Genomic DNA, 12,790 nt, shown 5'->3' with positions numbered 1-12,790 from the left:
GTTTGTGCTAATAGCATGGTTGAAATTCGTTGGGTTCAGTGTGAAAGGCTTCAAACTAACGCTTTCGAGTGAGGACTATTGTGCGGTAATTTGTAAGATGTCACATTTCTGACGTGTAGGTATTGCAAGCTATTGGATAAAAAGCGGATCTCTATGCTTTAGCTTGAATTTGATGCTGACGTTGAGCCGTCACTAGCTGATTATATAGCCCAGCATCTGGGATCAGTTGTTTGTTGCGTTCGCCCAATCTGCGTCGCTCATGACCAGATAGGTTGTGATAAACCTCCTCTGGTAGGTTGAATGTGTCTTCAGGCAGGTAAGTCAGCGCATCTGGTTTTAGGTAATGGCTCAGCTTTGCGGAAGGCAATCCTGCATCGTGAAACTGTTTCGCTTGTTCAGCTGCGAGTTCATAGCTGCTGCTATCAGAACGAAGAGCTTGAGGTTGCGATAAACCCAATTGTTGGCGAAGAATACTGTCACTGGTGATGACTTCCTGGACCTCTTCAACTGGGACCACATCGCGAACATCATTAGAGAACATAGACAGAATCAGCGAGAAATCCGCACGACGACCTTCGTGTACGGCATGGTTAATACCATTACCGAACTGAAGTTCGTTGATAATTGCAGCTTTGTCTAACGTATGAATTTGCATGATGTTCCTCGCTCGATGCTCTTTTAACGGCGTGGATAAGAAAAACTTTAGTAAAAGAGGGAATTATTTAAAGGTGCTAGGGAAGGCGAAACAAAAAAGCCCGCTAAATAGCGGGCTTTTGAATAAGACTAAATTGAACTTAGGGGGAAGTATATTACTTCGCTAGGTTCTCAGCTACGAAGTCCCAGTTTACTAGAGCCCAGAAGCCGTTCATGTAATCAGGACGTACGTTGCGGTAATCGATATAGTACGCGTGTTCCCATAGGTCAACAGTTAGAAGTGGTGTTGTACCTTCTTCTGTTAGAGGAGTAGCAGCGTTAGAAGTGTTAACGATCTCTAGAGAGCCGTCAGCTTTCTTAACCAGCCAAGTCCATGAAGAACCGAAGTTGTTGATTGCTGAATCAGTAAACTTCGCTTTGAATTCTTCAAAAGAACCGAATGCTGCGTTGATTGCGTCTGCAACTGCGCCAGTTGGCTCGCCGCCCGCATTTGGAGCAAGACAGTGCCAGTAGAACGTGTGGTTCCAGATTTGCGCTGCGTTGTTGAATACGCCACCAGTAGAAGTCTTGATGATCTCTTCTAGAGTTTTGCCTTCGAACTCAGTACCAGGGATAAGACCGTTAAGCTTAACAACGTAAGTGTTGTGGTGCTTACCGTGGTGGTAGTCTAGAGTCTCTGCTGAGATGTGTGGTTCTAGTGCGTCTTTCGCGTAAGGAAGAGCTGGTAGTTCAAATGCCATTACTCGATTCTCCATTGATTTGAAAGGATGACCTTTCGATTGCTTCCAGTGTTTTTTTATAGCTATGTCGCCTTTAAGGCTGACTTGCTAAGTATTTTAGCAAGTTTTTACTTTATTAAAACCCCGATATGAAAATATTTTAAGAGGTTAGCAGTGGTGAAGTGCTGCATTGCTCGCCAATGAGCAACCTAAAATTAAGCCTTATTAATTATATGGTTTTTATTCTGTCGTTATTGAGTAGAATGTGGCAAATAAATAAAGTTCAAACCCATGAATGAGGAAGCGATGGAAACTATCGACAAAATCAAACAGCAGATCTCTGAAAACTCAATCCTGCTGTACATGAAAGGATCACCGAAACTACCTAGCTGTGGTTTCTCTTCTCAAGCGTCACAGGCACTAATGGCATGTGGTGAGAAGTTCGCTTACGTAGACATTCTGCAAAACCCAGATATCCGTGCTGAGTTACCAAAGTACGCGCAATGGCCAACTTTCCCTCAACTATGGGTTGAAGGTGAGCTTATCGGCGGTTGTGACATTATTCTAGAAATGTTCCAAAAAGGTGAACTGCAGCCTCTAATCAAAGAAGCAGCAGCGCGCTGAAGATCAAGCTGAGTAATTCGTAAATACTCACATTTAGCGATAGAATACGAAGGAGCCGTACTGGCTCCTTTTTCTTTTTAGGTTAGTGGAATGAACATAAAGCTTTATTATGTGTCGCCACCTTGCCTAACCTTCTTAATCGTTGCTATCCCTTGCTATACATAGAGTATAAGTAATTCATCAATCTGACTGTGACCTATAAATAACGACAAAAGCTGACCTTTGTCGCCATTTTGTCGCCATAATTGGCGACTAGATACTAAGATTTGTTAGTGGGTTGAAACGTACGGCATCACTCAGGTGATTTGGCGAAAAATGAGCGTAAATCATCGTGTGATCGATATGCTGATGGCCGAGGATTTCCTTCAACACGAGAATGTTGCCGCCATTAGTCATAAAGTGACTCGCGAAGGTATGACGTAAAACGTGAGTGGCTTGGCCTTTGGGTAAATGGGGAAGGGCTTTAGTCAGCCATTTGTACGCCACGCCGTAACCGCAAGTGAAAAGCCGGTCATTGGTTGGCTTATAGATTTGGTTATACAACTCTTCAGAAATAGGTACCGTTCTGTTTCGTTTTCCTTTGGTATTGTTGTAGGTAATGCGGTATTTCGTCAGGTTAGAACCCTTCAGATAAATCGCTTCCCTGATACGTGCACCAGTCGTTAAGCAAACTTTATATATCTTTGTTAACTCATCACCAACCGGGCTGTGCTGTGCCACGTCGAACAGGTGACGAATTTCCTGTTCGGTCAAGAACGTCAGTTCGGATTCCGGCTTTTTGATTGCCTCAATACCATCAACTGGGTTAGGTAGTTTCCATTCTCCAAGTTTTATCAACTTATTGAACATCGCTTTTAGCAACCCAAAATCCACGTTATTCGAAGCGATGGAAAGTTCTTTGTGTTCTTGCCCTCTACCTTTGTTTGAACGGCTAGAGCGATAAGTGGCGAGCTGTTTCGCGTTAAGGTGTGAAGCAATAGGGTTGCCCAAGTCTAAAACCATACTTTCTAAGCGCAGGCGAGTATGATCACCGGACTTGAGATTCTTACCATGCAGCTTAAACCACAACTCCACTAAATCAGATAGCCTGCGATGATCGGGCTTACTTCCCAGCCACGGCTTGTCATCTACCTCTTTCATTAAGTGGATTTCAAAAGCAGCAGCTTCACCTTTAGTTGCAAAGCGTTTACGAACGCGTTTACCAGCTCGACCTTGTGGATAGCATTCACAAAGCCAAGGTTTTTTGCTGCTGTCTTTGAGGTTTCGGATTGTCATAATGAGATAAATTTAACTGTTTTTATATACAGTATTTCTATGTGGTAGTTTTTGCAATGTTTAAGTTGAGAATGAACGAACAAGAATGAGTATGCTCTATATCGCAAAGAGAAGACTACGGTTTGACCGATACACAAATTGCTGATAAATCGGGATTAGTACGGTAGTTTATGTGTTGAGGTGAGTATGCTTGTTTGTACCTACAGGGAAGATGGGTCGGATTGTACAACGGAAATGTATGAGGACGATCCGGGTAAATTTCGAGGATTAATTGACTGCAAAGTTTGTGGAGAAAAAGCTTGGTTTGTTAAGGGGTATAAGACAGCAAAAATCGACCGTATGGCATGTTTTGGTGCTCGTCATAAACCTGATTGCGATGCTTCGACGGTATTGATGAAACCTGATGGGGAAGATGAATCAGCGGGAGAAGGAGATTTATCTGCTGATATTCGTGTAGATCTAGATAAAGTCAACAATAACTCATTGTACGTGTCTCAAGACAATGGCAAGCACGGTGAAGAGGAATCAACACGAGTAACGGCAAGGCCCGCATCTGGTGTTGGGTCTGGCTCAGGTTTCCCACTAAATAAATCTTTGAGAGCGCTGTTAACAAACTTATGTCGCAACCCCAATTATGCGGATAAGGGACAGACGATTAACATTGTGACTGACGGCGGAAGAGAAATTATTAAAGGTCAACTTGCAGACTTCTTAGTTCCCATATCAGAAGCAAGTGACAAGCACACAGGAAAAGAATACATATTCTGGGGCCCAATAAACAACTTGAACGTAGATAGTAATGGAGTTCTTTGGCTGAATTATGGCGACTATAGGACTGAGCCTAGCATAAAGTTGCGACCAGAGTTAAAAGAGCAGATCCTTAGGAATTTTAAAATTAAAGAGGTCAGTGATCTTGATGGCTCAGACGTGATCGTCGTTGGTCATGTTGGCATATCTCCCAATAACAAAGCCATCATCTCTACAGGTTTTACCAAGTATCTATCCTTCCGTAAAATGAATGTGGTAGCTGAAGATGAGGCCGCAAAAGAAGAGCATAGCAATTCAGGCGCTTCTTAGATCGAAGTATCTCTCCATTCTGAATAAATGAGCCCCTCGTTAATGGGTTTTTTGTTTTTACTCAAAATGCCCAGCCAAATTTAGTATTTTACTGTAACCTTCTTTATTTGCGGGAGTTCCCATTGGGTTGAGGCGGTATGCATCACAAACGATGTAAATACCGTTGTTTTGGTTGTGAGACGGTAAAGTAGAAAGGTTGTCTATACTTAACGTATCTGCGTTCTGGTTTAGAGATAGCAACATGTATCGTAACGCATTTTCAAATTGTATTATTAACGTTGTATTGATTTTCAAAGGTTTAACATTATTATTTTTTGGTAACAGATAGTCTTTATCCTCAGCATTATTTTGATTTTCATGTCGATAAGGTAAAACGGCACTTTTTATAAACTTGTTGAAGCTTTGCGGATGCAGTCTCTTTAGAACAGAGAGTAAAACCAATGGGATGATTTTAAAGCTTTTGTTTCCGGTTGATTTTGCTACCTCTATATCTTGTATCACTTTGTCGATTTCACGAAGTGAAGTCATATTGTGCCACTCGAATATCCCCACGAGGAAATCGAGTAAGAAAGGTGCATCAAATTCAAAGTCAGACTCGACTATTGGTGATAGTCGAGAGACCAAGTATTCTGTCATGCTTGGAGCCGGTAACGTTACGGTCTGATGAAAAAATCGGCTTAGATATGAGTACGCATCGAAGCCTTCACCGTAAACTGCCTTGACAGAATGCTGGAGCTGTTCGGTATCTGTCGCGATGACAAATACGAAATGTTTAGTATTAAAGAAATGCTTAACAGTCTCGATTATCTCGATGGCATAGCTTGGCCTACAGCGGTCGAGTTCGTCTATCAAAACGTACACAGGGTATTGCTTGGGATTGTCCGCTTGTTGATTAGCAATTATGACCGCATCCGCAAGATCAACAAGTACATTTTGAAAATCACTGATTCCTTTAACTTTTTGGCGTTGCTCTACGATCTCTTTTAATACGTCTTTGAGTGCATTACCGGCTTCGCCTTCATCTATCTCTATTCCAAACTCCGATTCCGCTGTTTCAAATATTGATTCGTCTTCAGGTGCGCCAGTTTTGTGCTTCAAATATCCTACTAATAATGAAGGAAGAGATTTTCGAATAAAGTAACTGCCTTTGGCGAGTAGAGATTCAATAAGTTCTTTATTTTCGCTAATCGGGCTGGTTAACTGAGCGTGAAAGCAGTCGATAAAAGCCAACATAGCATCTTTGGAAAAGTCCGAACGCCAGGCATCAAAGTAAATGGTTGGGTGACCTTTGGAAAGTTCGTTGTACCAGCATTGTAAGAAAGTTGTTTTACCAGCTCCCCATTCAGCATTAAGGTTAATCACATAACCTTCTTCAGCTTTGGTGTTCAGGAAAGCAGTAAGGTGGTTTGCAAACGGCTTTCTATCAATCAGCTCATAATTTTCGAATGTTTCTTTTTTAGGTACAACTGTGCTCATAGAGTCTCCCGATTAATTTGATTCTTATAAACTCTACGGTAAATAAGGATCGGTCAGAAAATCACAACGCATTTTTAAAAAGGCTCGTCGCTAAGTAAAGCTTGCTTTGATTACCCAAGCGAAAAACAGAGAAGTGTTTAATATCAATGGTATACAAAGGTCAAATATTTCTTTTTGGCTTAGTAATGTTCCGAGGAATGGTTTGATTCGTATACACACAAGTTTCAAGTTGTAAGTTTTACTTCTGATAAAAGTGGAACGGTATTCTTCGTGACGATCTTCATCTATAAATAGATCCAACCCCCACTTCTGTCGTATTTCTTCATGATTAAAGCAAGCTTCACTTACATCCCAGCCGGGATCGGAAGAAGCTAATATTTCCTCAAATTGATAGTCTTTATTGAACTTAAAAGTGAAGTAAAATACATTATTTTGAACTTCTTCACCTGTTTTAGGATCTTGCTCCGGTATATAGCCTAAAATACTAATCTCGTTATTCTTAGAGTTCTTTCTTTCCACTAAATAAGGAGCGCCTTGAAGGAGTATTGCCTCGGATATAAATTTCTTACCTGTTGGTCCTCGTAAACTTTCGTACAAAGCTTGAAAAAACTCTTTTCTAATAAGAATTGCATTGTGTAAAGAGTAGCGATACATCGCATAAAAACTCAAAGCCCAATATAGATAAACCAAATACTCAGGATGTTTAAAGTTTACGGTAGGAAACCAAGGTATAGCTATTTTTGCGTTAGTTAGTTCTACGCCTATTACCAAGTGTATTGCTCCAATACAAAATATCACCATCAGACCTTTTGCTGACTCGGTAAATGATGGATCTGTAACCTTATCTATTGGGTTCATGGTCACCTCTTAGTTTATGCGATGGCTTCCGCTAGCTGCTCTTTAGCGATAGCAAGGCTTTCTCGGTACTCTGCCGCTTCTGCTTTTAGAGTCCAATGAACGTCTGTAACACCATTTTGTTCTACCGCTTGTTTGATTTCCGCAACCGATGTTCTAAAGAACTCTTTGCGTGGGTTCACTTTGTTCACAGAGTCCAAATCAAATCTTCTGTGAAGTTCTTTTTCTAGAGCTGGGGCGTCTTCACTGTAAATCATAGCGTGGACATCGAATGAGAAAGGAACTGAGGCATCTCCTAGCTCTTTGACTCGATCCATTGGCTCTAATCTTCGAGTCATACCAATTTTAAAGACTTCTTCACCAAAGCTGCCGATGTTACTAATAACGTAAACATGGCCTCTGCGAGTTTGTTGAGCCATAGAAAGGGCGCGTTGGCCTTTCTCTTCTGCTTCTTTAAGTTTGTCCTCGAGTTCAGCAAGCTGTGATTCGTATTGAGCTCTTTGCTCATCATTCGCGGCGGCAAGTTCAGCTCGAGCTTTCTCAAGCGCTTTTTGAAGCATACGTTCTTCTCTCTCTGCTTCTTTACGCGCTTTTTCCATTTCTCTAATAGCTCGTTCTTCTTCTCGAATTTGCGCTTTGATTTCGGCTTGTTCTTCTCTTTCGATTTTCTTGAGTTCAAAAGTGGCTACTGCCCATTTAAGTTCATTGAGTCTTGCATCTAGGTACTCAGGATTGATGCGTGCATTTCTGAAAGGGGCGCCATTGTGATTAACGAGAGCAAAAGCGTCGATGATTTCTTGTTTAATTTTCCCGTAATTATCATGTTTAACTTTCGCTAGTGCGCTGTCTACTTTTCCGTTAAATGCATCGACAGCAAAATGAATGGCATAGGTTTTGCGGTGAATTTCTGCATAATCACAGGCGCCAGCATAACCATCCTTAACCATATCTCGAACTCTCTTCCTTGCCGCTTTGAGTTCTTCACCTGCTTCTTTATGACCAAACTCATCAGCTAAATCGTCTAACACAGAGTGGTTAGGGATAATGTAGTCATCCTTGTAGCCTTCAATGGTGTTTCGCATCGCACGAATAGCTTTATCATACGAGTCTGCTTTCGCTTTAGCTTCGTATGCATCGCCTGCAATTTCCTTCGCTTGAGCCTCAGCAAAGCTAATAACTTTCTCAGCTTCAACTCTAGCCTCACTCTTAATTACTTCGGCTTTTTCTTTCGAATCTTTCAATCGTTGAGTCGCTTCTGACCTGATAGACTTCGCTTCCTGGCGAATTTCGTCCGCGTTTGCTTCGGCTTCAGCTAGCAACTTTAAAGATTGATCTCGTTTAGATGCTGCATCTTCTTCTGCTTCATCGAGTAATTTGGCTGCATGACCTTCTATATCTATGATCGGCCCATACTTAGTTTTCAAGTCTCTTCGCTCTTCTTCGAGGCGGGCAACTTTGCCATATGCATATTCGAGTTGCCTATTTGTATCGGCAAGCTTCTCTTCGAAAGCTAACCTAGCCTTCCTACTCCGTCTCATGTTAAAGATGAGTAAAAGTAGAGGTAGAATGACAAGAGAGAGGATTATTAAGATTCCTTCATCCATAAGTTTTACTCCTAGACAACCAGTTAATAATTATTCTTTTCTTAATGTCACCGCCACGCGGCCAATTACTTTGATATCTTCCTCAGATACTTCAACCGTCGCGTTGCCAAACACGACTGCTAGTTTGTTTGGCAATCGTTGAATATGGTTGATGGACAGGCGCCCATTCATATCAATCAAATACTCGCCACTCACTGCATCGTTCTGCTTTTTATCTACCAGAAAGCGGCCGTCGTTCGTCTCGATTTCAATGATGTTGCTGGCTTCTAAATCCCAAGAGTTAAACATACGTTGTGCATATGGGATTTCTCCAGTTGGCACAAGTTGACCGTTCGTGAGGCAGAAACTATTAATCGCGACGATGGCTAACTGAAGGTTCTGTAACTCTGGACTAGATGAAGTCACCTCAGCTTCAGGTGCTTTTTGATTGCCCCAAAAAGAGTGGTGTAGTTCGGTCTCAGGATAGTCGTTGGGAAGAATCAGCTCTTTAACCGGGATGCCCGTACGTAAATGAGTTCTTACAACCAGTTCGTGTGAGTTTCTGTTGTGTGAGTTCCAAGTACTAAAAGTGGTTTTAGGTACACCATATATCTGCGCCAGTTCTCCAAGAGAATTTACGCCATTGATTTCTTTTAGTTTATCAGTGAATGCCTCGCCTTTGATGTAATCAAAAATAGCTAATTCTGCACTCATAATCGTTCACCATTATGTGATTGATTTCAATTTTGTACGAAAATGCGTTGACCGTACGAAAAATCGGATCAATACTAAACTTGTTTTCGGATGTCACGCCGACCAAAGCAAGAGACAACCGAAGAAGATAGATATAAATACAAGGATATCACCATGTTAACGTACAAGATACCTCCACTAAGTCCGTATGTGACTTACGAAGAATACTCTCGCCTTACTGGTTTGCCGATGGGCACCATCAAACAATACGTAACAGAAGGTCGCGTCATCATCAAGCCTAAAGATAAACGCCGCGATAAGCCATTGATTAACATGGTTGCTATGCACGAAATGGCGGCACGTGAAGCCATTGCTGCACTTGGGTAAATAATGGGCTTTTCCTCTCTTATTCCAACTAGAACGCACTGCTCGATGTGGCTAAATGTGTTCGCGTTGGCTGTCATTCTCGTACCGCCTTTCATGTAAGAGTGTGGATCATGGACGCAAATATCGCTATGTGCGGATTCCGCGAACGCAAACAGCAATCTTTTAACGCTGCATGCTGCGACTTCGCGATCAATCATAATATGGAAAAGCTGGCACCACGCATTGGCCTGACTGGGAGAATGTTGCGTAACAAGCTCAACCCAGAACAGCCGCACAAGCTGGACCCCGTGGATTTGGCATTGCTGAGCAAAGAATCCGGCGATTACACCATTGTGAATACACTCTTTGCTGACCTAGGTGTGGTTACGGTTCAGTTACCTCAAGACGGGAAAGAGAAGAACCTTTTAGAGCGCACGCTACTTAACAACCAATATTCAGGTGAGCTGTCTAGCGATGCAATGCACATGTGCAGTGCAGACCGTTTACCTCGCAGTCAAAAACGCAAAACCATTGCCAAGGTTCAAGCGGCCATCGGCAACTTAGTTTTGTTCGTCAACGATTTAGAAAATCGCACCACCGGCTTTCAGCCACTCATGCAAATGGGCACAGATTTCCTCGCCAACGGTGCGCCACTTCCGGGCTTAGCCTAAGGAGAGCCAATGAGTCAGTTCGCTATTCAACAGGAACAACAAAAGCAAATACCCAACGCCAACGAGAGCATTGCCGCTTGTAAAGCTTTGTTCAATGGTTCCGCTACACGCGGCAAGTTGAAGCAGTTGTGGAACGCGATGCCACCACGCTTTCGCGGTATGGTTTTAGTCGCCAGTGATCTGAAAGCCTCGGAGCATGTGCGAGAGTTTGAAAGCTTTAATGATTTGGAGCTTCAAAAAATCCGTAACGGCATGCAACAGATTAAAGAAATCGCAACGTTGTTCGATCGCAATCTTGGTGACGTTCGACGCCTCAAGCATTACCAATTCAGTGGTACGCATTAATTCTCCAAGCCTTTGTCCCTGTAACAGGGGGCTTTTTTTCGTCTTAGCGTAGGAGCATAAAAGATGAATCTAAATGAAGTCGCAAACAAACTCGCGATCCAAACAACTATTAATAGTCTGTTCGCTTTGGCGTTGGATAGCTCAGATGTCATCAGTATTCGTATCGAGTACTCATCAAAAATGAGCCTTCTCAACGTGATTGTGTTTGATGAAAACACAACGAATCATGCTCACAACGTTGTGTTAATTGATAAAGAGCGTGCGCTTGAAGAACTACTGAACATTGAAGATTACTTGATCGAACGCATTGCCGTTCGTCGCGATGAGAAAGAACTGGAGCCTGATTTATGCAATATGCCGCAATAATGCTTTGTCCAGCTGGCGGTGTTATCCGCCATGAAGACACTCAAGAAGTTGCCAATTTAATGGTTGGCGACTTCGACTCGCTAGACCAAGCGATCGAACAAGCGTGTGTATCCCTCAGTTGCACTCATTTAACCAAAGGCGTTTTGAGCAAAGGCAATGGTAAAGGCGGCTTTATGTTGGTAACGACCCAAGAACTGGAGGCGGTATGAAAAATAAAAGGATCACTTCAGTTAGTGTCGGTGATGATGTCATTCAAATTTTGGAAGGACGAACAAAGACATATGAAAAGTGTGCTATTGCATATTTTGCTGGGCCGGAAGGATGGGGCATAACCATGACTATTCGACTCGAAGAGGTCGAAGGTTTTCTGAAGTCTCCTGATACACAGAGACTATTCGTTAAGTTTTCGAAAGAAAAATTAGGGATAGAGTATGAACCAGTCTGACCTTCTCTATATCGGCGGGGCAGTGATGCCCCTGGACCGAATCAAAAATAATGACGCCAGCTATAATGCTGGTTTTTTAGGTTCCAAAATTTACTCAGACCAAGAACAAGCGCTTCTGGATAGCGGAATGGTCAAAAAAATAGCGATATATGACCGCGTTCCCAATCGAAAGTCTAAGCGTGAGCGAGATCTTCAAGAGCGAACTGACTTCTATAAATCTGTAAATTACCTCTCGGAACATGACCGCGAAGCGGCGGCGAGAATCGCCGAAGAGTATAGGCTAGTCAAAGGGCGCAAAAGTCCGACAGAGAAATTTCGCCACAGAAAAGACAAGCAAATTAAGCAATTGATGAGTCTGAGCAAGTCTCTACGCCCTAAAAGTATCATCAGTAATGCCGACGCCAACTTCAGCCATGATGCTTTGTATGAAACGAACGAGCGCTCCAAACCTGCCATTCTCAATCAGAATGGAAAACGAGGACAAGGCGAACCTAAAAAGATTCCTATTTCAATGCAGCTAATGCACCGGTCTTGGAATGAAACTTATAAGTTTCAGGCGGTAACCGAAACGCCATCTAGTGCTGCGCCTGCGGAAAACAGTGGTGAGAGGTTTTCGGAAAAGCTGACGTCCCGTTCTGTTTCTAAAATCTTTGAGGCAGGGGCTTACACTGCAGCTTGCCATGGTGGTTTCTCTACTTTTCTGACGCTGACTTTCACCAAGGCACAACGGATGGCCATATTCGGCGGAATGTTGGATGGAAGTGAGTGTGTCAGTATGGGATCGCATCACCCAATAATCTATAAGCGCAACATGGTGACAATACATCCCAAGCGCGGCGAAAAGAAAGTTGACCAACCAATCACGGATATTGGTGGAGAATACTGGCTGTTTCCAACCTCAGATAGTAAGCGTGTTAAAGCTATGAACCAGGGCAGTGTCATAGCCGGGCCGTATTGCGATCTTAAACAAAAGCCCAAGCAAGAGTTCTCGATGGAAAAAACCTTAGAGACAACGATAGGTAAAGAAGTCTCTCGTTTTCTTGATGGCGCAAAGAAAATGTATCAACGTGGCTGGGTTGCGGATCATACCATCCAAGTTGATAAAGATAGTGGACGAAAGTACTGTGATTTATCCCAGGAGAAAGTTGCTAAACATGTTCACCCCAGCGATGTTGGCCCAACTAACTTGCCTGCTGATTTCCATTACATATGGGTAGCCGAGTGTCCAGCTAATGAAGATGGAGAGCCTAATCCACACGTTCATATTTTGCTACGTTGGACAGTACCAGAGCATCTCTTTAGTCCTTGGGCTAAGCGACTTGAAAAGATATGGGGGCACGGGTTTGCGAAATTAGAGCGAATCAAAAAGCCAAAAGCCGCCGGTTCTTACATTATCAAAGCAGTCGGTTATGCCGCTAAAGGTGAAAATGCTGACCAAGGGCTAATCAAGGGAAATCGATACAATATCGCGAAGTGCTCAAGAGCTCCTGCCTGGGAAACTCTTGCTTCGTTTGAAGCTGGCAATATGACCGCAATAATTAAGGAGTTGGGCTACAAACTTGAGCAATGGAAAAAGCCAATTAAGCGGCAAATTCGCAAGCTACGAAATGCCAAAGAGCAAACCATTAAGGCCAAAGCGAT

At 42.8% G+C, this 12,790-nt stretch carries 16 protein-coding genes; 9 read left to right on the top strand and 7 right to left on the bottom strand.

What is annotated here, in order from left to right; genetic code table 11:
• Positions 1 to 151: 151 nt before the first annotated feature.
• Both IQR33_RS13705 and sodB read right to left on the bottom strand, forming a co-directional pair.
• A complete protein-coding gene (locus tag IQR33_RS13705; RefSeq protein WP_033907342.1) occupies positions 152 to 655 on the bottom strand; it encodes a VC2046/SO_2500 family protein in 504 nt (167 codons plus the stop codon).
• Between the two features lie 154 nt (positions 656 to 809).
• A complete protein-coding gene (sodB, locus tag IQR33_RS13700; protein WP_005396533.1) occupies positions 810 to 1,394 on the bottom strand; it encodes a superoxide dismutase [Fe] in 585 nt (194 codons plus the stop codon).
• 285 nt (positions 1,395 to 1,679) lie between these two features.
• Here sodB and IQR33_RS13695 point away from each other — a divergent pair, with 285 nt between their 5' ends.
• A complete protein-coding gene (locus IQR33_RS13695; protein ID WP_193837626.1) occupies positions 1,680 to 1,997 on the top strand; it encodes a Grx4 family monothiol glutaredoxin in 318 nt (105 codons plus the stop codon).
• A 252-nt stretch (positions 1,998 to 2,249) separates the two neighbouring features.
• Here IQR33_RS13695 and IQR33_RS13690 read toward each other — a convergent pair whose 3' ends face one another.
• On the bottom strand, positions 2,250 to 3,272 hold the full coding sequence (locus tag IQR33_RS13690; protein WP_193837625.1) for a tyrosine-type recombinase/integrase: 1,023 nt from the start codon (positions 3,270 to 3,272) through the stop codon (positions 2,250 to 2,252).
• Positions 3,273 to 3,506: 234 nt separating this feature from the next.
• On the opposite strand from IQR33_RS13690, the gene IQR33_RS13685 reads away from it, so the two are divergent.
• Positions 3,507 to 4,349 (top strand): hypothetical protein, encoded by an 843-nt coding sequence (locus IQR33_RS13685; RefSeq protein ID WP_228010053.1) that lies wholly within the window; start codon positions 3,507 to 3,509, stop codon positions 4,347 to 4,349.
• A 57-nt stretch (positions 4,350 to 4,406) separates the two neighbouring features.
• Here IQR33_RS13685 and IQR33_RS13680 read toward each other — a convergent pair whose 3' ends face one another.
• The 4 genes from IQR33_RS13680 to IQR33_RS13665 form a co-directional block, all read right to left on the bottom strand.
• Positions 4,407 to 5,825: a KAP family P-loop NTPase fold protein gene (locus tag IQR33_RS13680; RefSeq protein ID WP_193837624.1), complete on the bottom strand. Its 1,419-nt coding sequence runs from the start codon at positions 5,823 to 5,825 to the stop codon at positions 4,407 to 4,409.
• 90 nt (positions 5,826 to 5,915) lie between these two features.
• Positions 5,916 to 6,683, bottom strand: coding sequence for a hypothetical protein (locus tag IQR33_RS13675; protein WP_193837623.1), 768 nt, complete (start codon positions 6,681 to 6,683; stop codon positions 5,916 to 5,918).
• A 14-nt stretch (positions 6,684 to 6,697) separates the two neighbouring features.
• Positions 6,698 to 8,284 carry a DUF4041 domain-containing protein gene (locus IQR33_RS13670; protein ID WP_193837622.1) on the bottom strand — a complete coding sequence of 529 codons (1,587 nt, stop codon included), beginning with the start codon at positions 8,282 to 8,284 and terminating at the stop codon, positions 6,698 to 6,700.
• A 30-nt stretch (positions 8,285 to 8,314) separates the two neighbouring features.
• Positions 8,315 to 8,977: a helix-turn-helix domain-containing protein gene (locus IQR33_RS13665; protein WP_193837621.1), complete on the bottom strand. Its 663-nt coding sequence runs from the start codon at positions 8,975 to 8,977 to the stop codon at positions 8,315 to 8,317.
• Between the two features lie 153 nt (positions 8,978 to 9,130).
• Between IQR33_RS13665 and IQR33_RS13660 the strand changes: the two genes are divergently transcribed.
• From IQR33_RS13660 to IQR33_RS13630, 7 genes are all read left to right on the top strand, one after another.
• Positions 9,131 to 9,343, top strand: a complete 213-nt coding sequence (locus IQR33_RS13660) for a hypothetical protein (protein WP_017821157.1) — start codon at positions 9,131 to 9,133, stop codon at positions 9,341 to 9,343.
• A gap of 110 nt (positions 9,344 to 9,453) precedes the next feature.
• Positions 9,454 to 9,993 (top strand): phage regulatory CII family protein, encoded by a 540-nt coding sequence (locus IQR33_RS13655; protein WP_193837620.1) that lies wholly within the window; start codon positions 9,454 to 9,456, stop codon positions 9,991 to 9,993.
• Between the two features lie 9 nt (positions 9,994 to 10,002).
• The gene (locus IQR33_RS13650; protein ID WP_042522492.1) at positions 10,003 to 10,338 is read left to right on the top strand and encodes a hypothetical protein; all 336 of its coding nucleotides are present in this window, start codon (positions 10,003 to 10,005) and stop codon (positions 10,336 to 10,338) included.
• A 63-nt stretch (positions 10,339 to 10,401) separates the two neighbouring features.
• A complete protein-coding gene (locus tag IQR33_RS13645) occupies positions 10,402 to 10,704 on the top strand; it encodes a hypothetical protein (protein WP_065645124.1) in 303 nt (100 codons plus the stop codon).
• Entirely contained in the window at positions 10,686 to 10,913 is a 228-nt protein-coding gene (locus tag IQR33_RS13640) for a hypothetical protein (protein WP_042522490.1), read from the top strand. Before IQR33_RS13645 ends, IQR33_RS13640 begins: the two co-directional genes overlap by 19 nt.
• A complete protein-coding gene (locus IQR33_RS13635; protein WP_054576242.1) occupies positions 10,910 to 11,149 on the top strand; it encodes a hypothetical protein in 240 nt (79 codons plus the stop codon). Before IQR33_RS13640 ends, IQR33_RS13635 begins: the two co-directional genes overlap by 4 nt.
• On the top strand, positions 11,136 to 12,790 hold a 1,655-nt coding region (locus tag IQR33_RS13630), incomplete at its 3' end, for a hypothetical protein (RefSeq protein ID WP_228013891.1). The genes IQR33_RS13635 and IQR33_RS13630, both read left to right, overlap by 14 nt.

It is taken from the genome of Vibrio sp. OPT46 (genome assembly GCF_015163535.1).
In the GTDB taxonomy this organism is placed as follows: Bacteria; Pseudomonadota; Gammaproteobacteria; order Enterobacterales; family Vibrionaceae; genus Vibrio; species Vibrio alginolyticus.
This window is presented reverse-complemented; position numbering and strand designations above follow the sequence as displayed.

What these genes read in the sequence shown, in the direction of transcription:
- IQR33_RS13665 (WP_193837621.1), bottom strand. Translation starts at nt 8,977, where the DNA reads ATGAGTGCAGAATTAGCTATTTTTGATTACATCAAAGGCGAGGCATTC.
- IQR33_RS13705 (WP_033907342.1), bottom strand. Translation starts at nt 655, where the DNA reads ATGCAAATTCATACGTTAGACAAAGCTGCAATTATCAACGAACTTCAG.
- IQR33_RS13670 (WP_193837622.1), bottom strand. Translation starts at nt 8,284, where the DNA reads ATGGATGAAGGAATCTTAATAATCCTCTCTCTTGTCATTCTACCTCTA.
- IQR33_RS13660 (WP_017821157.1), top strand. Translation starts at nt 9,131, where the DNA reads ATGTTAACGTACAAGATACCTCCACTAAGTCCGTATGTGACTTACGAA.
- IQR33_RS13645 (WP_065645124.1), top strand. Translation starts at nt 10,402, where the DNA reads ATGAATCTAAATGAAGTCGCAAACAAACTCGCGATCCAAACAACTATT.
- IQR33_RS13650 (WP_042522492.1), top strand. Translation starts at nt 10,003, where the DNA reads ATGAGTCAGTTCGCTATTCAACAGGAACAACAAAAGCAAATACCCAAC.
- IQR33_RS13680 (WP_193837624.1), bottom strand. Translation starts at nt 5,825, where the DNA reads ATGAGCACAGTTGTACCTAAAAAAGAAACATTCGAAAATTATGAGCTG.
- IQR33_RS13635 (WP_054576242.1), top strand. Translation starts at nt 10,910, where the DNA reads ATGAAAAATAAAAGGATCACTTCAGTTAGTGTCGGTGATGATGTCATT.
- sodB (WP_005396533.1), bottom strand. Translation starts at nt 1,394, where the DNA reads ATGGCATTTGAACTACCAGCTCTTCCTTACGCGAAAGACGCACTAGAA.
- IQR33_RS13690 (WP_193837625.1), bottom strand. Translation starts at nt 3,272, where the DNA reads ATGACAATCCGAAACCTCAAAGACAGCAGCAAAAAACCTTGGCTTTGT.
- IQR33_RS13655 (WP_193837620.1), top strand. Translation starts at nt 9,454, where the DNA reads ATGGACGCAAATATCGCTATGTGCGGATTCCGCGAACGCAAACAGCAA.
- IQR33_RS13675 (WP_193837623.1), bottom strand. Translation starts at nt 6,683, where the DNA reads ATGAACCCAATAGATAAGGTTACAGATCCATCATTTACCGAGTCAGCA.
- IQR33_RS13685 (WP_228010053.1), top strand. Translation starts at nt 3,507, where the DNA reads ATGTATGAGGACGATCCGGGTAAATTTCGAGGATTAATTGACTGCAAA.
- IQR33_RS13695 (WP_193837626.1), top strand. Translation starts at nt 1,680, where the DNA reads ATGGAAACTATCGACAAAATCAAACAGCAGATCTCTGAAAACTCAATC.
- IQR33_RS13640 (WP_042522490.1), top strand. Translation starts at nt 10,686, where the DNA reads ATGCAATATGCCGCAATAATGCTTTGTCCAGCTGGCGGTGTTATCCGC.